This window comes from Streptomyces sp. NPDC037083 (genome assembly GCF_055606485.1).
In genome coordinates, this window is sequence record NZ_JBVJSQ010000003.1 from 705,403 (window position 1) to 728,961 (window position 23,559).

Sequence of the window (23,559 nt, forward strand, 5' to 3'; positions counted from 1 at the left end):
ATGGACCCGCATGAACTCCTGCACCAGGTCGCCGACCGACTGCGCGAACTGACCCGGGACGCGGCGGACGGCCTGGTCCGCTCACTGCCCGAACCCGGCGAGGATCCGTCCGCCGCCGGCACCGTGCTCGCCGGACGGCTGCTCGCCGTGCACGACCGGCTGCCCGCGGGGAACTCGCTGGTGGAACTGGTGCGGGAGATGGTCGGCGACCTGGCCGCCGACTCGCCGACGCCCCTGCGACTGCACGGCTGGCGACGGGCGCCCGGCGCGCCCCTGGGAGTGGCGCTGGTGCTGACGGACCCCTCCGGGCCGGCGGGCGGCCGCGCCGTGCTCGGAGTGACCCCGGACGGGCCCGTGTTCGACGTGGTGGTCACCGCGGGGGCGACGCTGTCCCTGCCGCCGACGACCGCGCAGTCGTGGAGCGCGGAGGCGGCCGTCGCCGCTCCGCAGGGCTGGGACGCCGCCTTCGGCCCCGGTCAGCCGCCGGCGCCGCCCGGAGGCACCGCGACGGTCGAGCTCCGGCGCGCCGGCCGGCTCGCCGCCGGGATGACCGACGGGCCGGGGATCGCCGTCGAGGGAATCGCCCTCACCGTGACGGCGGCCCCCGGGGCGCCCACGGGCGTCGGGATCGAGCTGCGCCGGCTCACCGCCGCCGTCCTGCCGGCCGCCCTGGCCAAGCTCGTCGGCGTCGGCGGGGCGAGCCCGATGGCCGGCGGGTCCGAACCCGTCGACGTCACCCTCAGGGCGGACCGGGTCGACGGTCTGTGCTTCGCCGGCGGCGCCCTGCGCATCCCCCTGCCGCTGCGGCTGAACGCGCCGGGCGTGTCCACCCGGGGCGCCGCCCTGCACCTGACCTCGGACGGGGGCGAGCCACGACTGGGACTGTCCGTGTCGCTCACCGCCGGGCTGCCCGGGCTGCCGCTGCGGGTGTTCCTGGACGACGCCGGAATCGCTCTGCCCGTGACGTTCTCCCCGGCGGCCCGCCCCGGCCTCGACCCGCGGCCGCGCGAGCTGTTCCCGGAGAGCATCGGCACCGACCTCAAGCTGCCGCCGGTGTCCGGCGGCGGCGTGGTCCGGCGTACCGCCGACCAGGGATACGCGGGGCTGATCTCGATCGACCTGGGTGTGCTGCGCCTGCAGGCCGTAGCCCTGTTCCGGCCACCGGACGGGAACACCCCCACCAGCTTCCTGGTGCTGCTGTCCGCCCAGTTCCCGCCCCCCGGCATCCAAGTGGGGCTGGGACTCGCCCTGGACGCGGTCGGCGGGCTGGTCGGCGTCAACCGGCGCGCCGACATCACCGCACTCCAGCAGCTGGTCGGCGCCGGCAACGCCGACCACGTGCTGTTCCCGGACCGCGCGGTGGAACGCGCCAAGGAGATCATCGGAGCCCTCGGCTCCGCGTTCCCGGTGGCCGCCGGACGGTACCTGGTCGGACCGATGGTCCGCCTCACCTGGAGCGGAAGGATGGTGTCGCTGTCCGGCGCGCTGATCCTCGAACTCCCCGCACCGGCCCGCGCGGTCCTGCTGGGACGGCTGCTCGTCGGCCTGCCCGACCCGCAGGCGCCGCTCATCCGTCTCCAGGCCGGCGTGCTCGGCCGGCTCGAGCCGGCGGTGCCCCTGGTCGAACTGCTCGTGTCGCTGTCCGGTTCGTGGATCGTGGGACTGGCCGTACGCGGCGAGTTGTACCTGCTGGTACGGGGCGGCCGGAAGCCGGAGTTCGTCCTGTCCGCCGGCGGCTTCCACCCTCGGTACACCCGCCCCGCGAGAGTGCCCGCACTCAACCGGCTCCAGGTCGACCTGGCCCCGGGCAACGGCTTCGGCCTGCGCATGGAGGCCTACTTCGCCGTCACCTCCAACGCGGTGATGTTCGGCGGCCAGGTGCAGTTGGACGCGACCGTCGCCGGCTGCGGCCTGCAGGGCCATCTGGGCCTGGACGCGCTGTTCGTCTTCGACCCGGTGTTCGCGTTCTCGGTGCATGTACGGGCCGGCGTCGCGGTGCGCGCGTTCGGCCGCCGACTGGCCGGCATCGGCCTGGACTTCACCTTGGAAGGTCCGGCCCCCTGGCACGCCTTCGGCACCGGCAGCATCTCGGTGCTGTTCTGGGACGTCGAGCTGGACTTCGACGTCCGCTGGGGCTCGCCGCCGGCGGTCGCGCAGCAGCCCGGACGCAATCCGATCGAGGCGCTGACCACCGAGCTGGCGCAGACGAAGGCCTGGGCCGCGGAGCGTCCCGCCGCCGAACGCACCGCGTTGGTGTTCACCGCCGCGGCGAACGAGAAGCTGAACCAGGGGAGTCTGGTGCACCCCGACGCCGTCCTGCGCGTCACCCAGCGGGCGGTCCCGCTCGGAGTGCCGATCACCCGGTTCGAGCGCCGGCCGGTACCGGCGCAGACATGGACGATCAAGGAGGTCACGCTCGGCACGCCGCGGCCCACCGCCGAACTCGCCTCACTGCCCGAGCGGTTCGTGCCCGGCGAGTATTTCGACCTCACCGAGGACGAACAGCTCACCAGGCCCGCGTTCGTCAGTCACGCAGGCGGGGTGCAGGCCCGCACCGACGGCATCCGGCTCGGCACCGGTCATCGGGTCGACGACGGCTACGAGACCGGTTACGAACCCCCTTTGGGCGAACGGCAGTTCTCCGACTGGCCCGGGCTCTTCCGCCGTGAGGCGGTCTACGCGGTCAGCGCCGCCGAGCGGCTGCAACGGTGGCGCACGGCCGAAGCGCTCGTCAGGGTGCGACCGGCCACCCAGAGCGTGGCGGCCGCGGGCACCCTGGAACCGCTGCTCGACGACGTCACCCTGGTCAACGCCACGGCGGACGCCTGGGAGGCGGTACGCGGACAGCTCGCGCAACCGCAGGCCGCGCTGCAGCTCGTCGAGCGCTGGGAGCTGCGCCCATGAACGCCCCGGGCGGGCGCCGCGCGTCACGGTCCCTCGATCCCGTCGGGAGTCGCACATGAGCACGCGATGGTTCTTCTCCTCGGCGCGGGTCGGCGCCGCCGCCTCGGCCACCGGTCAGGCGCTGCCCACGGCGGTGCGGTTCACCCGTGACGTCGCCGGACGCCGCGAGGAGCCGTCGGTGGCGGGGCCGACGCTGTCCCTGGTCGGTCCGGGAGACGTGTTCGGCTTCGACCGCACCATGGTGCTGCGCGAGGAACCGCCGCCCGGCACGTCCGACGTGGCGGAGAACGTGCTGGCCAGTGTCGAACTCGCACACGCCGACCTGCCCTGGCTGCTGTCCCCGGGACCGGCGCCCACGATGGCCACCCCGCAGCCCTGGATCGCGCTGATCGTGCTGGCCGAGGACGAAGCGGCCCCGCCGCGCAACGCGCGCCCGCTGCCGGTGCTCACCGCTCCGGTCGCCGCGCTGCCCCCGCCGGACGAGCGGTGGGCGTGGGCCCATGTCGAGGCGCGCCTGCCCGACGGAGTCGGCGACTTCGCCACCGTGCAACGGCTCGTGGAGCAGGGGGTGCGCGAGCACTCGGCCGATGTGGTGGCACGGCTGGTGTGCCCGCGCCGGCTGACGCCGGACCGTGGATGGATCGCCGCCGTGGTGCCCGCGACCGCAGCCGGGCGCGACGCGGGCCTGAACGCGTCGCCCGGGGGAGCGGCCACGGCGGACGCCTGGCCCGTGGCCGGCAGGGACACCGTCGACCTGCCCGTCTACCACTGGTGGACCTTCCGCACCGGCAAGGCGGGCACCTTCGAGGAACTGGCCCGCCGGCTGCGCTTCCGGCCCGCCGCCGAGGCCGGACTGGGCACCCGCACGATCGACGTCGGGCGCCCCTGGCCCGCCGAGGACCCCGCCGGGCCGGCCACCGTGGCCATGGACGGCGCGCTGCGGGCGCCCGGTACCGCCGCTCCCGAGACCTGGACCGACCCCGCCGCCCAGGACCGGTTCCGCGCCCTCGTCCGTGAGCGCCTGGACGCCCCGGCGCGGCGCCGCGCCGAGGTGGTGCCACCGGGCGACGGGCAGGAGGAGGGGGCGCCCGGCGAGGAGGCGGTCGAGGACCGGGACGTCGTGGCCGTCGCCCCGCCGCTCTACGGCAGTCACCACACCGGCCGGCAGACCGTGCCCGCCGAGCCGGACAGCTGGATGAGCACGCTCAACCTGGAGGTCCGCCGCAGGGTGGCCGCCGCGCTCGGCACCCGCTACGTGCAGCTGGAGCAGGAGTTCCTGATGGCCCGGGCCTGGGAGCAGGTCGGGGAGATCAGGGAGGCGAACCGGCTGCTGGCGGCCGGCGAGCTGGCCGCCGCCGCGGCCGAGCAGGCCAAGCACAAGCACCTCGACCGGCTGCCGGTGGCCGACCTGGTCACCGTCATGGCTCCGGTGAGCGGACGGGTGAAGGTCACCGCCGCGCAGGCGGAAGCGCCCGCGGCCACCCTGGCCGGCCTGCTGGCCTCGGCCGGAGGCGCGGTGCCGATCGGCACGGCCGACACCTCGTTCGTCCGGCTGGCCCGCCGCAACGGCGCACTGGCGCGCCGTGCCCACCGCGGCGTGAACGGCGAAGCGCCCGACGGCCAAGGGCCCGAGCCGGTCCTCGTGCAGGGGCTCAGACAGATGGGCGTGATCGACGACGCAGCGCCCGACGGCGGCCTGCCGGCCGAGCTGCGCGCCCGGATCAGCCCCACGCGGCTGCAACTGCGGCGGATGGCCGACCGCATTCCCGCCGACTTCTGGGCGGAGCGCGCCGAGACCGACGACCGGCCGCTGCGGCCCGTCATGGCCCACCCGAGGTTCACCGTGCCCATCGCCGAGGAACTCCTGGCCCGCTGGCCGGAGTGGGCGCTGCCGGGCATCAGCACGCTGCCGCCCGACTCGGTGACCCTGCTGGAGACGAACCCCGAGTTCGTCGCCGCGCTGCTCGTCGGGCTCAACCACGAGTTCAACCGGGAGCTGCTGTGGCGGGAGTTCCCCACCGACCAGCGCGGCACGCCGTTCGCGCGGTTCTGGCCCGGCGACGACCCGGACGTGGAGGAGATCGCGCTGTGGCCGCCGGAGGCCCCGCTGGGCAGCCGGTTGGGCACCGGCGGCGCGGGAAGCCTGGTGATGCTCGTGCACGGGGAGCTGCTGCGCCGCTTCCCCGGCACCGCACTGCTCGCCGTTCGCGGGGTGGGCGGCAGGCTGCCCGCCGCGTTCGACGGCGTGCCGGCCACGCCGCTCGCGCTGGACGAGTCCACCGTGCTCTACCTGTTCGCCGGCCTGGACGAGGAGCGGGCCCGCGCCGAGGACTGGTTCTTCGTGTTCCGTGAACCGATGCGCGGCACCCAGTTCGGCTTCGACTCCGGTGCGCAGCCCGCGGTGATGGAGTCCTGGGCGGACCTCACCTGGGAAGGCGTCGGAGTGGCCGCGGGCGGGTGCGTCCACCTGGGCCAGGCGCCTCCCGCACCGACCCCGCCCGCGAACGGGCAACCGCCGCCCGATCCTGCTGTGTGGGGCCGCGACGCGGCCGACATGGCCCGCATCGCCTTCCAGCAGCCGTTCCAACTGGCTTTCAGGGCCACCACGTTGCTGGGCGGCTGACCACCGTGGCGACGACCGGCGTGGCGACTGCCACCGTGCCGAGGACAGGAGCACCGGGGACATGACCGACACGTTCGCCGCCCGTGCGCAGCTGGCGCGGGCACGCAAAGAGGCCGATGCCGCACAGGCCCTCGCCGACGAGCAACTGGCCGTGGTGCGACGCCTGCAGGAGCACATCCGGGCCGGTCTGCCGGACCCCGTCCAGATCGGCCAGCGCCCCAGCCCCGAACTGCTCGTCGAGGCCGAGGCCGCCCACGCGGAACTGCAGCGCACAGCAGACGGGTTGAACACCCTGGTGCCCGAGGCGGAAGAAGAACTCACCCGTGCCATGGAGCAAGCCGCGCCCCTGTTCGCCGCCGACAACACCGCCCCGATCGCCTTCGTGCCGGTGCGGGTGGAGACCATCTGGTGGGAACCGAGCACGCTGCGGGTGCGCATCTACCCGGACGACATCCTGCTCTCGTCGTTCGACCCCCAACTGACCCCCGCCGAGGCGGCCGCGGCCGCCGAGTACTGGCGGGACCCCGGCCCGGACGCCTGGCAGAAGCTGCTCACCGAGCTGCGCCCCGCCCGCGCGTCCTGGGCGGTGCGCGCCAGCCGCCCCGGCTCCGCGCCGCCCGGCCTGCGCCCCGACGACCCGCGGCAACACCGGCCGCAGACGGTGGCCATGCCGAAACGCTGGCGCTTCCTCGGTCTGCTGGACGGCCAGGTGGTGGTGGACAAGCCCGGCCGCCCCGTGCCCGACCCGCTGCCGATCGGCCTCCTGCGGGACGAGGAGGAGGGCTGGGAGACCGACTGGTTCGAAGCGGTCAAGGCGGGCATGGGCGTCGAGCTCGTCTTTCCGCCCGACGGCACCGAGCACCTGGACGAGCTGCTGGTCGTCGGCGTGCGCGAGGACTCGGCCGCGGACGGCGCGGCCCGGCTGCGCGATCTGCTCCACGGCCACCGGTTCGGCGGCGGGCTCGGCATGCTGCCGTCCGGCACCCCGACGAACAACACCCCGCGCGCTCGCTCCGGCTGGTCCTCGGCTCCCGCGTATCCGGGGCCGGATCCCGACCCGCAGGAGGGCGAGCGACCGGTGGCCGACGCTCTGGCGGCCGCCCTCGGTCTGCCGGACGCCGGCTTCCTGCGCGGCTGCTCCGGCACCGCCGACAGCGATCCCTCGGCCGTCGCCGCGCTGACCCTGCTCACCTGGCCCACGCTCGGCCAGGGGTTCGCCGAGGCCGCGATGAGCGCGGTGGACCTGGCCACCCGGCAGGAACACGTCGTCGCGCCCGAACGGCCGTGGCGGGCGGTCCGCGACCACCTCGCCGAGCACGTCCGCAGCCGTGGACCGCTGCCGATGCTGCGGATCGGCCGCCAGCCGTACGGAGTTCTCCCCGTCACCGCGCTGGACGACTGGCGCGCCGAGCGCATCGGTGACGTCGACGCCCTGATCGCGCCCTGGCTGCAGCGACTGCGGGAACGCTGGCGGGCGGCGGTGAACGACGAGGAGGCCATCGACCCCATCCCCAGGGTGCGGCCGGGCGAGCCGGTGGACCAGGTCGCGGTGGACGCGCTGCAGCGGCTGCCCGTGGCGACCGGGCTGGCCATGCGCCGACTGGACGGCCCGGACTTCGCCGTGCCGAAGACCTCCCGTGACGAGCCCCCTTCCCGGCCGGGCCTGCCCGGTCTGCCTCCCGACGGCCTGCTGCGGTGGACCACGTCCGGCGACGGGTGGACGTCCCTCGGCTGGGTCATGGACGAAGAGACCGGCATCCCGGAGTTCGTCACCCGGCTCACCCCGGACCCCGAGGCCTTCCCGGCCCGGGCGGCGGCCACCGCGGACTATCTCGCCGCGGCGCGCGCCTTCCTGGCGGGCGAGCTGGACGCCGAGGGCTACGACCGGGCCTGGCCCGTGGAGCTGTCCTCGGGCCGGGAGACCCCGCCCCGGCGCAGCACGTTCTTCGACCTCCCGGCGACCGAGGGCGAGACGCCGGACGAGGAGGGGACCCCGGGCGATGACGGGACACCGCCCGGCGATGACGGGACACCGCCCGGGGACGACGGGACACCGCCCGGGGACGACGGGACACCGCCCGGGGACGACGGGACACCGCCCGGGGACGACGGGACACCGCCCGGCGATGACGAGACACCGCCGGAAGACCCACCCGACGCCGGTGGGCTGCTCGACGCGCTGCTGTTCCTGCCCAACTGGTCCGCCTTCCCCGGCGACGACGGCGGCGAGGGCACGGACGACCCCCTGCGTCAGGCGCTGGCCGTCCCCGCCGAGGTGGACGCGCTGGTGGCGGAGGTGCTGGAAGGCCTGGGCGAGCAGGAGCGCGCGCAACGCGTCGCGGCCGCCGCCCGCGCCGCGGCCGCACTGCCCCGACTGGAACAGGCCTTGCGGACCCTGGCCGGCGTCCCGGTGACCCGGCTGCCCGCACTGCTGCTGGAGGTCATCGACGTCCACTCGCACCGCCTGGACGCCTGGGTCACCTCACTGGCGTCCAAGCGGCTGGCCGCCCTGCGGGCGTCAGGCGTCGAAGGCGTCCGGTTCGGCTGCTACGGCTGGGTGGAGAACCTGCTCCCGCCACAGGAGAGGGAGCAGCTCGACATCGTGCTGGACGACGTGGACACCACCGTCGAGATCTCCCGGGAGGACGGCTACGTGCACGCGCCGTCGCTGCAGCACGCGGCCACCGCGGCCGTCCTGCGGTCGGGCTTCCTCAGCGACCCCGACGAGCAGACCTACGCGGTCAACCTCACCTCCCGCCGCGCCCGTGTCGCCCGCTGGCTGCTCGGCGGCGTACGGCAGGGCCAGAACCTGGGCTCCCTGCTGGGCTACCGGTTCGAACGAGCCCTGCACGACGCGAAACTGGACCACCTCGTCGAACGGTTCCGCCGCCAGTTCCCCCTCCCGGTCGTGCCCGAACCACCGGGGGAGGCGCCCGCGACGGACCTGTGGGCGCGCAGCGCGGAGGCGGTCTCCGCGCGCAACGTCGTCGACGGGATGGCCCTCGCGCGGGCCGGTGCCGGCGCTCCCGGCCTGCCCAGTGCCATCGACGGGGCACCCGTGGTCCCCGAACACGACCTGGCGGCGGTCACACCGCTGCTGGAGGACATCGCCGACGCCCTGGACGCGGTGGGAGACGTGGTGCTCGCCGAGAGCGTGCACCAGCTCGTGGGAGGCAACCCCATCCGCGCCGGCCTGACCGCCGACACCCTCGGCCGCGGCGAGGACGTCCCGGACACCTTCCGGGTCCTGCGCACACCGCATCGCGCCCGCGCGCTGACCCACCGGGTGGCCGCGCTCATGCCGGACGAACCCTCCGCCGCGACCGGCTGGCCCGGCGATCCGCTCGCCGCGCTGCAACCCGCCCTGGAGGCATGGACCGCCCATCTGCTGGGCCCGGCGGCGGGCTGGACGCTGACGGGGGTGCTGAGCCGGCCGCCCGGCGGGCACGAGGACGGCCCCGGCCCGGAGGACGACGGGCAGAGCGACCGTCCGTTCGAACTCACCGCCGACCGACTGGGGCTGGGCGCGCTGCGCACCGTCCTGGAGGCCGCCGCCACCGAACCGGCCGGGCTGCGCGGGGCGGTGCAGAACGCGCTGGGGGCCACTCCGGACACGGCGGTGGCCTTCACCGGACCCGGCTGGAGCGCTCTGCACGGCCGAGCGGTCCGGATCCGGTCGCTGCTGTCCACCGCCCAGCCACTGCTGCCCGCACACCTGCCCGAGGAACCGGGCGGCCGCACGGTCGACACGGCAGGGCTGCGGACCCGCCTCGCCGCCTTCGCCGCAAGCCCCCTGGTCGCCGGACAGCCCGTCGAGGCCGTGCTGCGCGACCTGGCCGCACAGCCCGTCGCGCAGGACTCGGCCGAAGCCTGGCTGTCCCGGGCCCGCACGGCGCTGGCCGAGCTGCTCGGCGCGGACGTCCCCCTCCTGCCGGCGCTCGTCGCACCGGCGCCGCCGCCGGCCGGCCGCAGCGACCTGCCGGGCGCCGACCTCGAGGACTGGCTGCGGCGCAACGCGGCCGTACGGCCGGTGGTGCGCACCCTGCACGAGACGCTGCTGCTGGCCGGAACCAGGGCCGGGCGGGCCGAACCGCTGCGGGCGGCACAGCATCCCGTGCGTGAGGGCGATGCCTGGATCGGCGGCGTCTTCCCCGCGGGACCGCGCCCGCCCGCCACCGCCCACCTCGTCTGGCACGCCCCGGCCGACACCGCCGCGGGCGCCGCCGTCACCGGCGTCGTCCTCGACGAATGGATCGAACTGCTGCCCGGATCGGATCAGCCGTCCCCGCCGCCCGAGCCTGTCCCGCCCGCCGGGGCCGCGCCGCAGAGCGAACTGACCGGAGTCGCCTTCCACTACGACCGGCCGGACGCCAAGGCACCGCACAGCCTGCTCGTCGCGGTGCCTGCGAACCTCGAGCGCGGCTGGACGGCCGACGGTCTGGTGCAGGTGTTGCGCGAGACGTTCGAACTGGCCAAGCTGCGCGCCGTCGACCGCACCGATCTGCCGATGCTGGACGACCTGATCCCCGGCATCCGCATCTCGCCGCACGGAGCCACCGGCCGCGCCCTGTCCGCGATCGAGACCCGCCGCCCGAACACCGACCCGGACGGACCCTTCCGGCTGGAGCCGACTCACCGGACCGCCGACGTGGAGTCCGGACTGGCGGCCCGGGTGCACGACCCGCTGTGGCTGCTCACCCGGCAGTGGCAGTTCGGGGAGTTCGCCGCCCAGGACGCCGGTTCCCCTGCGGTGGTCCGGATGACCGGCAGCAGTGCGCCCATCGACGCCTGGCGGCCGGGCGGCGGCACGGACTGGGTGCCCTACGACCTGCGCTCCGGGCCCCTGGACAGCCAGGTCGAGGACGAGCCGGTCCACGTCGACGAGTGGCTGCGTGCCGAGGGAGGCGCCGCGCTGCTGCGGATGTTCGACGACGCCGGGCTGCTGGGCGCCGGCCTCACGGCGGTGGCCCCCCACCGGCTCCAGGCCGGCGAGGCCGACGCGAGCCTGGTCGCTCTGCTCGACGGCCGGGTGCCGGACGCGGTGGCGGTGGCCGCGGCGCTGGACACGAGCGGCTTCGACGGCGGCCCCGACCCGCGCGTCGGCGAGGTGGCTGCCCGGTGGCGGACCTGGTGGGCCGGACGGCTCGCCGAGCGCGGCCCGGACTGCTTCGACCCGCACCGCTTCGAGTACGCGGCCGAACTGTCCACCGGCGGGACGGTGCTGCGCGCAGAGGAGTACCAGGGCGACGGCCTGGACTGGTACAGCCTGGACGTGGATCCCGACCCGGAGTCCGGAGCGGCGCCGCCGGGGGAGCGGCACACGTTCACCGAGGAGGGCCTGCCCTCGACGGTGCGTTACGGCGGGCTGCCGGCCGACCGGTTCTGGGAGATGGAGGACGCGCGCGTCGACCTCGGGGCGGCGGACGTGTCCACGCTGGACACCGGCCGGCTGCTGCTGATCTCGTTCGCCACGGTCTTCGGCAACGACTGGTTCCTCGTGCCGCTGGAAGTGCCGACCGCTTCGCTGACCGTCCTGGACCAGCTCCTGGTCCGCGACGTCTTCGGCCGCCACCACCTGGTCCGGCGCTCCGGTCAGGACGACCCCGCCTGGTCGATGTTCACCCTGTACAGCCCCGAGCCGGACCATCCTGCGGCGTCCGGACTTCTGGTGCTGCCCACCGAGCGCGGCCAGGCGGGGCAGCCGGTGGAGCGCGTGATGCTGGCCCGCGACGAACTGGCGAACCTGGCCTGGGCCGTGCAGCACCACTACACCGACGACCGGGGCGAACCGGTCGACCGGCGGGACCGCTGGGCGCGCGGCACACCGCCGGAGCAGGCCGTGGCCGGGGAACTGCCCGTGTACGCGGTGCAGACCATCGTGCCGGACTACTGGTTCCCGCTCGTCCCGGAGGCGGTCCGCCCCGCGGAGATCCGCTTCCGGCTGGCCGACCTCACCGCGCCCGGTCTGGACTCACACCCCGAGGGCCGCCTGATCACCCCCGAGCTGTGGGTGCACGAGGAGGAGGTGCCGCGGGACGGCGTGTACGTCACCCGCCGCCCGGTGCTGGCCCGATGGTTCGACGGCTCCTGGCACAGCTGGGTGCGCAGGGAGAAGGCCCCCGGCACGGGGGAGGGCTCCAGCGGCCTCGCCTTCGACACGGTGCGTCCCACGGAACCCTGGCCGTGACGCCCGGCCGCGACGAAACAGTTGTGGGCGGCGGCGAGGACCCGGGCGTTCTCGTTCCGTAAGGCCCTTGACTCCCTGGGGGAAATAAGCTGACAAACAGGGCTTCCGGACATCGGAGGCACCTCACAGCGGCCCGGCGAAGGAGTGGTCATGACGGATTTCGAAACCCCGCAGGCGGTGTCCGACGCCGCCCGGCAGGAGGCTTTCGCCGGCGAGGTCGCCGACGTGCTGAACAAGGCGGCGCTGGCGCTCCTGCTCGGCGTCGGTCACCAGTGCGGCCTGTTCGACACGATGGCCGGGCTGCCCCCCTCGACCAGCGCCGACATCGCCAAGGCGGCGGACCTGGACGAGCGGTACGTGCGCGAGTGGCTGGGCGGCATGGTCGTCGGCGGCATCGTCGTCTACGAGCCGGAGCGGCAGACGTTCACGCTGCCGCCCGAGCACGCCGCGTCCCTGACCACCGCGGCCGGCCCGGACAACCTGGCCGGGATGATGCCCTACATCGCCCTCATGGGCGAGGTGGAGCAGCAGGTCGTGCGCTGCTTCCGGGAGGGTGGCGGGGTGCCGCACTCGGCGTATCCGCGGTTCCAGGCCCTGCAGGCCGAGGAGAGCGCCCGGGTCTACGACCTGGCCCTGGTGGACGTCATCGTGCCCCTCGTGCCGGGGCTCGCCCAGCGGCTGCGCGCCGGCGTCGACGTCCTCGACGTGGGCACGGGGCAGGGGCATGCCCCGCTCGTCCTGGCGAAGGCGTTCCCGCGCAGCTCCTTCCACGGCCTGGACCGGTCGGAGGAGGGCATCGGGGCGGCGCGCGCCGCAGCGGCCCGGGCCGGTCTCGACAACGTTCACTACACCGTGGCGGACTCGACGGAGATCACCGGCGAGTACGACCTGATCACCGCCTTCGACGTGATCCACGACCTCGCACGGCCGGCCGAGACGCTCGCGGCGATCCACGGTGCCCTGCGTGCCGACGGCACGTTCCTCATGGGCGACATCGCGGCCTCCAGCAGCGTGGAGAAGAACATCGGGCATCCGTTCGGGCCCGCGCTGTACGGGTTCTCCGTCTTCTACTGCATGACGACCTCCCTCAGCACCGGCGGAGTCGGCCTCGGCACGGTGTGGGGTCAGGAGACGGCGACACGGATGCTCGAGGCGGCCGGGTTCACGAACATCGACGTCAAGTCCATCGAGGGCGACCCGGTCAACGTCTACTACGCCGCGACCAAGGGCTGACCGACCGGCGGGTGGCCGGCGCCGCGTCCCGCCGCCCCGGCACGACGTCAGCGTTTCGTCATGGGTCGCGCAGCCTCTGCCGGGGGTGATCGCGCCTACCGTCGGGACATGCCCGCCCCGACCCTTCCCACCGCACCCGGCTTCTGGCGCAGCCCCCTGCGCGGCCCCCGGTTCACCGCGGTGCTCGGCCTCGTCCTGCTCGTCGGCATCACCGTGCTGTTCGTGACGGGACTCCTCTCGTACGCCGCCTACAACCCGGACCTGTCGCCGGTGAACGACAAGACGCCGGACAAGGGCGTCCTCGGCTTCTACCTCTTCGCCTGGCCGACGAACCCGCACTGGCTGTACCGGCTCACCCAGGGCGTCCACGTCACCCTAGGCGTCACCCTGATCCCCGTCCTGCTGGCCAAGCTGTGGTCGGTCCTGCCGAAGCTGTTCGTGCTGCCGCCGGCCCGGTCCCTCGCCCACGCGCTGGAGCGGCTCTCCTTGGTGTTGCTCGTCGGCGGCGGGCTGTTCGAGTTCGTGACCGGTGTCCTCAACGTTCAGCTCGACTACGTTTTCCCCGGCTCCTTCTACCCGCTGCACTTCTACGGCGCGTGGGTGTTCTTCGCGGCGTTCGTCGCCCACGCCCTCCTGAAGACCCCCGCCGCGGTGCGCAACCTGCGCCGTCTGCGCGGCGAGGAGGCCGACGACCTGGTCTCCCCGGACCCGGACCCCCCGACCGTCTCGCGGCGCGGCGCCCTGTGGTTCGTCGGGGGCGGCTCGCTGCTGCTGTTCGCCACGACCGTGGGACAGGGCTTCGACGGCCCGCTGCGGCGCACGGCCCTTCTCGCGCCGCACGGCGGGGCCGACCCCGGCAGCGGCCCGAACGGTTTCCAGATCAACAAGACGGCCGCGTACGCCGGCATCGACGCGGCCGAGACCGGCGAGGACGCCTGGCATCTCGTCGTCACGGGACGCACCGGCTCCGTCCGGCTCAGCCGTGCCCAGCTCCTTCGGCTCCCTCTGCACAGCGCGGCGCTGCCCATCGCCTGCGTGGAGGGCTGGTCCACGTCCGACCAGTGGTGGCGGGGCGTACGGCTGCGTGACCTCGCCGCGCTCGTCGGCCACGACGGCGACCCCCCGGACGTGTTCGTCGAGTCGCTCCAGCGCCACGGAGCCTTCCGCCGCGCGGCCCTGCGCGCCAACCAGGTCGCCGACCCGCGCTCCCTGCTCGCCCTCCACGTCAACGGCGAGCCCCTGACCCCCGACCACGGCTACCCGGCGCGCATCATCGTTCCTGCCGCGCCCGGCGTGCTCAACACCAAATGGGTGGCCCGGATGACGTTCGGAGACCTGTGATGCCGCGACGGCCCGCCCTCGGGAGCCCCCTGCAACTCCTTGTCCTGGCCGCCTCGTTCGCCCTCGCCGCCTACGCCGGCGTGCGTCTCCTCGCCGACGACTGGTTCGGCGTGGCGCTGTGGCTGGTGGGTGCGGCGCTGCTGCACGACCTGGTCCTGCTGCCGCTGTACGCGGCGGTGGACCGCGCGGTCGTAGGAGGCCTCGGCGCGGCGGGCCGCCGGGAGTGGGCGATGTACGTACGCGTACCGGCCGCCTTCTCCGCCCTGCTCCTGCTCGTGTGGTTCCCGCTGATCAGCGGGATGACGGACCGGCGCTACCGGTCGGCCACCGGACTGTCGCCGGACGGGTTCCTCGCCCGGTGGCTGCTGATCACAGCCGTGTTGTTCGGCGTCTCGGCGCTGCTGCTGGCGCTACGGCTGCACCGGGCGCCGAAGCGGCGGCCACCTGCCGCCCACTGACTGCCCCGGGACCTGCTTCCCGCGACCCGAGCGGTCGCGGGAAGCAGGTCCCGGGCCAGGGCCGTTCATCAGCCGCGCAGTCCGGCTCGGGCGAATTCCCGCATGCCGTCCTCGAAGCCGACCTGCGGCTTCCAGCCCAGCTCGGCCCGCAGCCGCGAGGAGTCCGCGGTGATGTGGCGGACGTCGCCGAGCCGGTACGCGCCCGTGACGACGGGCTGGGGGCCGCCGTACGCGCCGGCCAGCGCACGCGCCATCTCGCCGACGGTGTGGGGCTCGCCGCTGCCGGTGTTGTACGCCGTCAGGGCCCCGCCCGGCGCGTCACCCTCCAGCGCGGCCACGTTCGCGGCGGCGACGTCGCGCACGTGCACGAAGTCCCGACGCTGCCGTCCGTCCTCGAAGACGCACGGTGCCTCGCCCCGGGCGAGCGCCGAGCGGAAGAAGGAGGCCACCCCCGCGTACGGGGTGTCGCGGGGCATCCGGGGCCCGTACACGTTGTGGTAGCGCAGCGACACCGCCGATCCGCCCGTCGACCGGGCCCAGGCGGCGGCCAGGTGCTCCTGCGCCAGCTTGGTCGCGGCGTACACGTTGCGGGGGTCGGCGGGCGCGTCCTCGGCGACCGGCCCGGGGGCGAGGTCCTGCCCGCAGACCGGGCACGGCGGCTCGAAGCGCCCGGCGTCCAGGTCGTCGACGGCCCGCGGCCCCGGCCGCACCACCCCGTGCCGCGGGCACGCGTAGCGCCCCTCCCCGTACACGACCATCGACCCGGCCAGCACGAGACGCCGCACGTCCGCCCCGGCCATCGCGGCGAGCAGCACGGCCGTGCCGAGGTCGTTGCGGGAGACGTACTCCGCCGCGTCCGCGACTCCGTCGCCGAGCCCGACCATCGCCGCCTGATGGCAGACCGCGTCGACGCCCGCGAGCGCGCGGGCGACCGCGGCGGGGTCGCGCACGTCGTCGGCCGGGTTCTCCCGGACGTCGTACACGAGCGGCTCGTGGCCGTGTGCCCGCAGGGCGTCGACCACATGGGACCCGATGAACCCGGCACCGCCGGTGACCAGTACACGCATACGGCCACGCTAGGCCCGCGGCCGAGCGGGAGACCGTGACCCGCCGGGCATGTCACCACTCCGTAAGACCCCGCAGGCGCGTCGTACCGGGACAAACCGCCACCCGCGCGAGACGCTGCCGCGCATGGACGCTTCCCCCTCCTACCGCTTCGACGACCTCACCGCGCTCTACATCAACTGCACCCTCAAACCGTCCCCTCAGCTCAGTCACACCCAGGGGCTGGTCGACAGGAGCCGGGCCATCATGGACCGGTGCGGAGTGAGCACGTCCGAGGTCCGGGCCGTCGACCACGACATCGCTCCCGGCGTCTACCCCGACATGACCGAGCACGGCTTCGCCACGGACGCCTGGCCGGCGCTGCACGAGAGGGTGATGGCCGCCGACATCCTGGTACTGGCCGGACCCATCTGGCTGGGCGACAACAGCTCGGTGACGAAGAAGGTGATCGAGCGGCTCTACAGCGGCTCCGGTCTGCTCAACTCCCAGGGCCAGTACGCCTATTACGGCCGTGTGGGCGGCTGTCTGATCACCGGCAACGAGGACGGCGTCAAACACTGCGCGATGAACATCCTCTACAGCCTGCAGCACCTCGGCTACACGATCCCGCCCCAGGCCGACGCGGGCTGGATCGGCCCGGCCGGCCCCGGGCCGTCCTACCTGGACCCCGGCTCCGGCGGCCCGGAGAACGACTTCACCAACCGCAACACCACTTTCATGACCTGGAACCTCATGCACCTCGGGGCGCTCCTCAAGCGCTCAGGCGGCGTGCCCGCCCACGGCAACCAGCGCTCGGAGTGGGACGCGGGCTGCCGCCTCGACGCACCCAACCCGGACTACCGCTGACGCGGCCCTGCGGCCGTCGGCGAATGGCCGTCGACGGCACGGTGGTCTACAGAGTGATCCAGTAACGCCGCTTGGGGCCCGTGTCGGTGGAGCGGACGTCCTCCAGCACCCCGCCGTTGCGCTCGATGGTGCGCGCCGACCCGACGTTGTCGTCGTCGCAGGTGACCAGGACCCTGTCCAGGCCGAGCGCGCGGGCCTCGGGCAGGACCGCGCCGAGGGCCCACGTGGCCAGGCCGCGTTTGCGCGCCGAGGGCCGGACGCTGTAGCCGATGTGCCCGCCGGCCTCGAGCAGGAAGTCGTTCAGCCGGTGCCGCAGGTCGATGGCTCCCAGATAGGTGTCGCCCTCGACGATCCACCAGTGGGTGGCGTGCACGCGCCCCTCTCCCACCGCGACCGAGGTGTCCGACTGCTGCCGCAGTCGCTCGACCCATGCCGAGAAGGCCTCGGGATCGGTCAGGTCGGCTCCGGGCGCGAGACGCAGGCCGGTCCCGTCCTGGTGAGCGCCTGAGGGCCACTCCTCGTACGCCGCGAGCCATGAGGACCGGAGCCGAGCGGTGGGGGTGACCAGTGCGGGCATGCGGGTGACGGTAACACTCAACCACCGCTGCTGATCGGGCCTTTGGGCCTGACCCCGCCCGGTGGGCCGCACGGTTCGCGAGGCGGGGCGGGCCGTTGCCCGCGACGCGGGCAACGGGAAATCCCCGGGAAACACCTGGTCGTCCTCCGCCTCGGACGACAACCTGAGCACCGTCGATCCCCGCAGGGCCGTCGCACCGTGCGTCGGTCGCCGGGCAGGTCCCGTCGACCCCGACCCGAGGTTCCACGACTCCCGTCCGACCACCGACATCCGTGACACACCCCTGGAGATCCGAGTGAACACGCCTCGCACCGCATTCGCACTCGCTTCGGCCGCCTGCCTCCTGGCCGTGGGCAGCCCGGCGCTCGCCACGTCGGGCGCCGTCGGCGGCACGTCCGCCACGACGGCCCACTGCGTCCTCGTCCTCGACGAGGTGAAGGCCGGCGAGAGCGTCTCCCACGTCAGCCTTCACCAGTGCTTCAACGGTCCGGACGCCTCCGCCAGGGCCGCGGCGGCCGTGCCGCGGGCGGCGGCGCAGACGGAGCTGATGACCTGGGCCGAGCACGCCGACTGGGGCGGCGCGTACACCAAGGTGTACGGCAACGCCGGGCCCTGCGACGCGGCGGGCTACAGCTTCAGCCCGAACAGCTACTGGTCCACGCACCTGTCGTCGCTCCTCGTCGACGGCGGATGCACCAAGGCCTTCCTGAGCGGCCCGAGGGGCAACGGCACCTTCGGCCGCTCTGTGCCCTACGTCGGCGACACGCTCAACGACGCGGTGACGTACGTCAAGGTCTGGCGCGGCTGAGCCCCTCGGGCCAGGCGTTTCCCGGCGTTCGCCTCGAGAGGCAACGGGAAACCCCTGGCCCCCGCCGCCCGCCGGGGCCACGGTGGGCCTGTTCCCCCTGAGCCGTACGAGCACCCCCTGAGGCCCACACGGGCGCGCTCGAAGCGTGGGCCCACCGGTCTCGCCGGTCGGCCCTCCGGTCGCGCCGCTCCGGTACCGGACCCCACGACCCTCGGTACCGGAGCGGCGTCACGAGCGGGCCGTGGCGCGTCGTGCATCGGACAGACATACGGCCGCCAATGTGACGCTGGTCACTTTCCCTCGTGCCGACATGCCCTGCCCCCGTGCCGTGCTTACCATCCCCCAGACGCACGGTCGCCGACCTGACCACTCGGCGTCAGAAGACGGCGCTCCGCGCGCCGTTGGCCTCGGGGGCACAGCACTCATGGACCACAAGGACGGCGGGTCGGCGCACCCGTCGGCCGCCGCTCGACGGCGGCCGCAGCACTCGTCTTTCGGCCCGGCGCTGCGCGAACTGCGCCTGGCGCGCGGCCTGTCGCTCGCGGACCTGGCGAGGATCACGCATTACAGCAAGGGCTACCTGAGCAAGATCGAGACAGGTAGAAAGCCGGTCAACGGCGACGTCGCACGGCTGTGCGACGAAGCGCTGGAGGCCGACGGCGCGCTGCTCGCCCTGCTGCCACCGGCCCTGCGGGACGGCCCGTCGGCGCAGGGCGACGCCGAGGACTGTCCCTATCCCGGGCTGTCCGCCTTCGGTCCGGGTGACGTCGGACGGTTCTTCGGCCGGGAGCATGCGGTCGCCGCGCTCGTCAAGCGCCTCGCCCAGCGGCTGGGCAGAGGACCGGTGGCCGTCGTCGCGCTCTCCGGGGCGGGCAAGTCCTCCCTGCTGGGAGCGGGCCTCGTCCCCGCCCTCGCCGACGGCGCCCTTCCGCTCGACGCCGACGGCGCCCTGCCCTTCGACCCCGACGGCACGCCCGGCGCCGAGCCCGACGGCGTGATCGTCATGTGCACCCCCACGGCGCGCCCCCTCTCCGCCCTCCGGCAGGCGCTGCGCACCGCCCTGCCCGCCGGCCTGCTGGACCACCTGCACGACGACGGCCCGCCCGGCGAACGAGCGCACCGACTGGTGGCGGTCCTGCATGCGTGGGCCGCCCCCCGCGACGCCGCCCTCCGTACGGGCCCCGCCGGGCAGCCGCGGCACGGCTGCGTCCTCATCGTCGACCAGTTCGAGGAGGTCTTCACCCTCTGCGACGACGAGGCGGAACGCCGGTCCTACATCGAGGTGCTCACGACCCTGGCCGGCGGTGGCGGCGACGACGAACCGGACGCGTCCCAGGGGGCGTTCGCCGTGGTGCTGGGGGTGCGCGCCGACGTCACGGGACGATGTCTGGAGTACCCGCCCCTGGTGCCGGTCGTCAGCGACGGGCTGTTCGCGCTGGGCGCGATGACCACCGACGAGCTGCGCGAGTGCATCGTCCGTCCGGCCAGGGCGACGGGGACCTCCCTGGAACCGGGGCTGGTCGAACTGCTGTTGCGCGACCTGGGAGCGGCCGACACCCCCGCCGCCACCGGGAGCGGCCCGGACCCGGCCGCCCCCGCCGGCCGCCCCGGGGTGCTTCCGCTGCTCGGGCACGCCCTGCGGGAGACCTGGCAGCGGCGCGCCGACTCCACCATGACCGTGGCCGGATACCTGGCGACGGGCGGGATACACGGCTCCGTCGCCACCGCCGCCGAGAACCTGTTCGCCGCACTGTCACCGGCCCGGCAGGACGCGGCCCGCAGACTGCTGCTGCGGCTGGTGCGCGTCGGTGAGGACAACGAGGCCTCCCGCCGTCCGCGCACCACGTCCGAACTGCTCGACGGGCTGCCGGACCCGGCGGCCGCACGGGCCACTCTCGACGCACTGGTGACGGCCCGTCTGCTGACGGTGGACGCCGATCGCGTCGAGCTCGTGCACGAGGCGCTGCTGCGGGCGTGGCCCCGACTGCGCACCTGGATCCGCACGACGCGCGCCGATCTGCTCCTGCACCAGCAACTGGGCGCCGCCGCCCGGGAATGGGACCGCGACAACCGCGACCCGGGTCTGCTCTACCGCGGGGCCCGGCTGACCGCCGCCCGCGAATGGGCGACCGGTCCCAGCGGCAGGGACAGCGTGCCGACGCCCGTGGAGGCCGCGTTCCTGCGCGCCTCCGAGCACGAGGAGGAGCTGCGCAGACGCCTGACGCGGCGCCGGGTGCGTCAGCAGCGCGCGGGAGTGGGCGTCCTCACCGTCCTGCTCGCCCTGGCCCTCCTCGCCGGCGGGACCATCCTCGAACAGCGCATCTCCGCCGACGAACAGCGCCGGACGGCTCTGTCGCAGGCGCTGGCGGCACGCTCGGCCCAACTGGCCTTCGGCCGGCCGGAGGCCTCGATGCTGCTGGCCGAGTCCGCCTACCGCACCGCGCCCACCACCGAGGCACGCAGTGCGCTGCTCAGCACCCAGGCCAACGCCTTCGCCGGGCGGCTCACCGGCCACCGCGGACCGGTCAACAGCGTGGTCTTCGACCCCGGCCGACACCTGCTGGCCTCGGCGAGCTCCGACGGCACCGTACGGCTGTGGGACGTCGCCACCCGGCGCGGCGCGGGCACCCTCACCGGCCACCGCGGGCCCGTCCGGTCCGTGGTCTTCTCGCCGGACGGGCGCACCCTGGCCTCGGCGAGCACCGACGCGACGATCCGGCTCTGGTCGGTGTCGGGCCGGCGCCAGACCGCCGTCCTGACGGGACATCGGGGACCGGTCCGCGCCGTGGCCTTCTCGCCCGACGGGCGCACCCTGGCCTCCGCCGGCAAGGACGGCAGCGTACGCCTCTGGGACACGCGCACCGGCCGTCAGACCGAGGAACTGAAGGGCCATTCCGGCGAAGTCCTCGCGCTGGCGTACGCCCCCGACGGCTCCCGGCTGGCCAGCGCGGGCGTCGACCGCAGAGTGCTGCTGTGGAACCCGCGGACCCGACGGACCACCGCCGTCCTCGGCGGGCACCTCGGCGACGTCCTCGCCCTCGCGTTCAGTCCCGACGGCCGGGTGCTCGCGTCCGGCGGCGCGGACCGCACCGTACGGCTGTGGAACCCGGCCTCCCGCCGCCGGACCGCCGTTCTCGCGGGGCACGACGACGACGTGAACGGTCTCGCCTTCGGACCCGACGGCCACACGGTCGTCTCTGCCGGGGGCGACGGCACGATCGTCCGCTGGGACGTCCACACCCACCGTGCCGTCGACTCCCTCTCCGGGCACACCGACTACGTGATGGCCGTCGCCGTCGCGGCGAACGGGCGCCTGCTGGCCACCGCGGGCTTCGACGGGACCGTGGCCCTGTGGGATCTCACCGGGCACACGCTCGGCTCCTACCCGGTCAGCGAGCTGTGGAAGGCCGCCTTCAGCCCCGACGGACGGTTGCTCGCCTCAGCGGCGGCCGACGGAACCGTCCAACTCTGGGACGTGGCACGCCGCGCCCGCGTCCGTTCCCTGACCGGCCACAGCGGCGCCGCCTACGCCGTCGCGTTCAGCCCGGACGGCCGATGGCTGGCCTCGGCGGGCGCCGACCGCACCGTGCGACTGTGGTCCGTCGCGGCACCGGGCGGCGCTCCCGTGGTGCTCGAGGGACACACCCGGGCCGTGTTCGACGTGGAGTTCAGTCCGGACGGCCGATGGCTCGCCTCCGCCGGCGCCGACCGCACCGTACGGCTGTGGCGGGTGTCGTCGGCCACCGGCCGTCCGGCCAAGAGCCCTGCCCGGGTGCTCACCGGGCACACCGACTTCGTCAACTGCCTTGCCTTCAGCGCCGACAGCGCCAGCGTCGTCAGCGGCAGCGACGACCTCACCCTGCGGCTGTGGAACGTCGCGGGCACCCGCCCCACCGTCGTCCTCACCGCCAACGGCGGCTCGGTACGCGCCGTGGCCTTCGCTCCCGACGGCCGCACCCTCGCCAGCTCGGGCAACGACGGGATCGTCCGGGTGTGGGACGTGGCGCGCGCCCAGGTGACGGGGCTGCTCGCCCGGCACGCCGGGTCGGTGCGCGGTCTGGCCTACAGCCCCGACGGCCGCTCCCTCGCCAGCAGCGGCAACGACCGCACCGTCCGGCTGTGGGATCCCCTGCGCAGACGGCTCGTCGCCACCCTGACCGGGCACACCCGTGCGGTGTGGAGCGTCGCCTACGGCCCGGACGGCAGGACGATCGCCAGCGCCGGCAACGACGGCACCGTCCGGCTGTGGGACACCGTCATCCCCGACCGCGTGGCCGCCCTGTGCCGGGTGGTGGGCCCCGTCGACCGCCGACGGTGGCAACGGCTGCTGCCCGGACACGCCTACACGAGGACCTGCGCGACCTGACCACGGGAGGCGGCCGCACCGGCCGGACACGCCTCGCCGTTCGAGCGTGCCCGTCGGCCGGCCGAAGCCGTTCTCGCGCGGACGCCCGGCAGCACCCGTCCCGGCGCCGGCGCCGGACTCAGGCCTGCTGCGGTGCCCGGGCCGGGAGTTCGCCCGAGCCCCGGACGATCAGGCGGGTGGGGACGGTGATGGTGCGGGCCCGGGTGCGGTCGCCGTCCAGTCGGGTCAGGGCGGTGGTCGCCGCCGCCCTGCCGAGCTCTTCCGCGTCCTGGGCGACGACGGTCAGCGCAGGCTCGAGCGCCTCGGCGAGCGCCACGTCGTCGAAGGCGACGACGGCGACGTCCTTGCGTCCGCTGCGGGCCAGTTCGGCGACTGTGCCCAGCGCCATGATGTTGTTGCCGGCGAACAGGGCGGTGGGCGGGTCGGCCAGACCCAGGAGCCGGGCGGTCGCGGCCTCGGCGCCCTGCTGGTCGTGGGCGTTGGTGAGGAGTGAGCGGTCGTGCGCGATGCCGGCCTCCTCCAGCGCCGAGCGGTAGCCGGCCAGACGTTCGCGCCGGGTGTACAGCTTCGGGGGCAGGTCGCCGACGAAGCCGATGCGCCGGTGTCCGTGGGCGATGAGGTGGGCGACGCCGTCGTGGGCTCCGGCACGGTTGGAGCTGACGATGCTGTCCGTGGCGAGCCCGACGCCCGGCCGGTCGAGGAAGATCACCGGCAGTCCCGCCGTGCGGTGGGGCTTGAGGTGGGAGTGGTCGGCGCCGACGGACGGAACGACGATCAGGATGCTGACGCGGCGGGCGAGGAACTTGTCCGTCAGGGCGCGTTCCCGGTCGGGGTCGTCCGCGGAGGAGCCCATCAGCAGGGTCAGTCCGCGTTCGCGGACGGTGTCCTCGATGGAGCGCGCGACGGCTCCGAAGAAGGGGTTGGCGAGGTCGGGGATGACCAGGCCGATGGTGGTGTCGGGGCCGCCGACGCGGATGTTGCGGGCCATGAGGTTCGGCTGGAAGCCGAGCTTGGCCACTGCGGCCAGCACCTGTTCCCTGGTCTGCGCGGAGGCGGGTCCGTCCTCGTTGAGGACTCGGGAGACCGTCTTGGCGCTGACGCCCACTTCGCGGGCGACGTCGGCCAGGGTGGGGCGGCGGTTCGCTGCCATG

General features: G+C 74.5%; 12 protein-coding genes. 9 read left to right on the forward strand and 3 right to left on the reverse strand.

Annotation, left to right across the window (positions count from 1 at the left end; genetic code table 11):
- From ACZ7DE_RS11655 to ACZ7DE_RS11680, 6 genes are all read left to right on the forward strand, one after another.
- Positions 1-2,904, forward strand: a complete 2,904-nt coding sequence (locus ACZ7DE_RS11655) for a DUF6603 domain-containing protein (protein WP_470759859.1) — start codon at positions 1-3, stop codon at positions 2,902-2,904.
- A 55-nt stretch (positions 2,905-2,959) separates the two neighbouring features.
- Complete coding sequence (locus tag ACZ7DE_RS11660) at positions 2,960-5,527, forward strand: hypothetical protein (RefSeq protein ID WP_470759861.1); 2,568 nt, start codon at positions 2,960-2,962, stop codon at positions 5,525-5,527.
- A 61-nt stretch (positions 5,528-5,588) separates the two neighbouring features.
- On the forward strand, positions 5,589-11,714 hold the full coding sequence (locus ACZ7DE_RS11665; protein WP_470759863.1) for a hypothetical protein: 6,126 nt from the start codon (positions 5,589-5,591) through the stop codon (positions 11,712-11,714).
- Positions 11,715-11,864: 150 nt separating this feature from the next.
- Positions 11,865-12,947, forward strand: coding sequence for a class I SAM-dependent methyltransferase (locus tag ACZ7DE_RS11670; RefSeq protein WP_470759865.1), 1,083 nt, complete (start codon positions 11,865-11,867; stop codon positions 12,945-12,947).
- Positions 12,948-13,055: 108 nt separating this feature from the next.
- Positions 13,056-14,288: a molybdopterin-dependent oxidoreductase gene (locus ACZ7DE_RS11675; RefSeq protein WP_470759867.1), complete on the forward strand. Its 1,233-nt coding sequence runs from the start codon at positions 13,056-13,058 to the stop codon at positions 14,286-14,288.
- Positions 14,288-14,746, forward strand: a complete 459-nt coding sequence (locus tag ACZ7DE_RS11680; RefSeq protein WP_470759869.1) for a hypothetical protein — start codon at positions 14,288-14,290, stop codon at positions 14,744-14,746. Before ACZ7DE_RS11675 ends, ACZ7DE_RS11680 begins: the two co-directional genes overlap by 1 nt.
- Positions 14,747-14,814: 68 nt before the next feature.
- Here ACZ7DE_RS11680 and ACZ7DE_RS11685 read toward each other — a convergent pair whose 3' ends face one another.
- Positions 14,815-15,813: an NAD-dependent epimerase/dehydratase family protein gene (locus ACZ7DE_RS11685; RefSeq protein ID WP_470759871.1), complete on the reverse strand. Its 999-nt coding sequence runs from the start codon at positions 15,811-15,813 to the stop codon at positions 14,815-14,817.
- A gap of 124 nt (positions 15,814-15,937) precedes the next feature.
- On the opposite strand from ACZ7DE_RS11685, the gene ACZ7DE_RS11690 reads away from it, so the two are divergent.
- On the forward strand, positions 15,938-16,657 hold the full coding sequence (locus ACZ7DE_RS11690) for a flavodoxin family protein (RefSeq protein ID WP_470759873.1): 720 nt from the start codon (positions 15,938-15,940) through the stop codon (positions 16,655-16,657).
- 46 nt (positions 16,658-16,703) lie between these two features.
- Here ACZ7DE_RS11690 and ACZ7DE_RS11695 read toward each other — a convergent pair whose 3' ends face one another.
- A complete protein-coding gene (locus tag ACZ7DE_RS11695; RefSeq protein ID WP_470759875.1) occupies positions 16,704-17,234 on the reverse strand; it encodes a GNAT family N-acetyltransferase in 531 nt (176 codons plus the stop codon).
- A 295-nt stretch (positions 17,235-17,529) separates the two neighbouring features.
- Between ACZ7DE_RS11695 and ACZ7DE_RS11700 the strand changes: the two genes are divergently transcribed.
- Positions 17,530-18,042, forward strand: coding sequence for a hypothetical protein (locus ACZ7DE_RS11700; protein WP_470759877.1), 513 nt, complete (start codon positions 17,530-17,532; stop codon positions 18,040-18,042).
- A gap of 424 nt (positions 18,043-18,466) precedes the next feature.
- The gene (locus ACZ7DE_RS11705) at positions 18,467-22,408 is read left to right on the forward strand and encodes an nSTAND1 domain-containing NTPase (protein ID WP_470759879.1); all 3,942 of its coding nucleotides are present in this window, start codon (positions 18,467-18,469) and stop codon (positions 22,406-22,408) included.
- Between the two features lie 118 nt (positions 22,409-22,526).
- Here ACZ7DE_RS11705 and ACZ7DE_RS11710 read toward each other — a convergent pair whose 3' ends face one another.
- Positions 22,527-23,558, reverse strand: coding sequence for a LacI family DNA-binding transcriptional regulator (locus tag ACZ7DE_RS11710; RefSeq protein WP_470759881.1), 1,032 nt, complete (start codon positions 23,556-23,558; stop codon positions 22,527-22,529).
- Position 23,559: the final 1 nt, after the last annotated feature.

Bases quoted from the DNA above. Each gene is read 5' to 3' on its own strand.
- ACZ7DE_RS11655 (WP_470759859.1), top strand. From the start codon at position 1: ATGGACCCGCATGAACTCCTGCACCAGGTCGCCGACCGACTGCGCGAA.
- ACZ7DE_RS11660 (WP_470759861.1), top strand. From the start codon at position 2,960: ATGAGCACGCGATGGTTCTTCTCCTCGGCGCGGGTCGGCGCCGCCGCC.
- ACZ7DE_RS11665 (WP_470759863.1), top strand. From the start codon at position 5,589: ATGACCGACACGTTCGCCGCCCGTGCGCAGCTGGCGCGGGCACGCAAA.
- ACZ7DE_RS11670 (WP_470759865.1), top strand. From the start codon at position 11,865: ATGACGGATTTCGAAACCCCGCAGGCGGTGTCCGACGCCGCCCGGCAG.
- ACZ7DE_RS11675 (WP_470759867.1), top strand. From the start codon at position 13,056: ATGCCCGCCCCGACCCTTCCCACCGCACCCGGCTTCTGGCGCAGCCCC.
- ACZ7DE_RS11680 (WP_470759869.1), top strand. From the start codon at position 14,288: ATGCCGCGACGGCCCGCCCTCGGGAGCCCCCTGCAACTCCTTGTCCTG.
- ACZ7DE_RS11685 (WP_470759871.1), bottom strand. From the start codon at position 15,813: ATGCGTGTACTGGTCACCGGCGGTGCCGGGTTCATCGGGTCCCATGTG.
- ACZ7DE_RS11690 (WP_470759873.1), top strand. From the start codon at position 15,938: ATGGACGCTTCCCCCTCCTACCGCTTCGACGACCTCACCGCGCTCTAC.
- ACZ7DE_RS11695 (WP_470759875.1), bottom strand. From the start codon at position 17,234: ATGCCCGCACTGGTCACCCCCACCGCTCGGCTCCGGTCCTCATGGCTC.
- ACZ7DE_RS11705 (WP_470759879.1), top strand. From the start codon at position 18,467: ATGGACCACAAGGACGGCGGGTCGGCGCACCCGTCGGCCGCCGCTCGA.
- ACZ7DE_RS11710 (WP_470759881.1), bottom strand. From the start codon at position 23,558: ATGGCAGCGAACCGCCGCCCCACCCTGGCCGACGTCGCCCGCGAAGTG.